Origin of the sequence: Bacillus sp. SIMBA_154 (assembly GCF_046536015.1) — a bacterium.
In the GTDB taxonomy this organism is placed as follows: domain Bacteria; phylum Bacillota; class Bacilli; order Bacillales; family Bacillaceae; genus Bacillus; species Bacillus pumilus_P.
The window spans coordinates 1-266 of the sequence record NZ_JAWJBV010000329.1; the positions used below are offsets into that span (position 1 = coordinate 1).

General features: G+C 45.1%; 1 pseudogene. It reads right to left on the minus strand.

The features are described 5' to 3' along the window. Nucleotides 1–78: 78 nt before the first annotated feature. Nucleotides 79–266, minus strand: a pseudogene (locus R0K30_RS22250) (hypothetical protein); the annotation flags it as partial.

A 266-nucleotide genomic window follows, 5' to 3' on the forward strand; every position in this document is an offset into this window, starting at 1 on the left:
GTTTCAGCAGCATTCATACCAGCAATAGGCCGGTCATGCAAATGACAAAGCACGAGATACCGGCTTTGTCATTTGTTTTTATCTCTGTTTTGTCAGATCAATGCGATGAGCGGGTTTTCCGCCGAATTTTGCTTCAGCCTCATGCCTTACCGCTTCAAACGCTCTTGCTTCGACGTTTTGTTTAAACACATCAAGCTGTATTAAATAAGCCGCCCGCACTTTCAGCCCGTGGATAATGGAGATGATCCATAAAGGCAGCACGATAT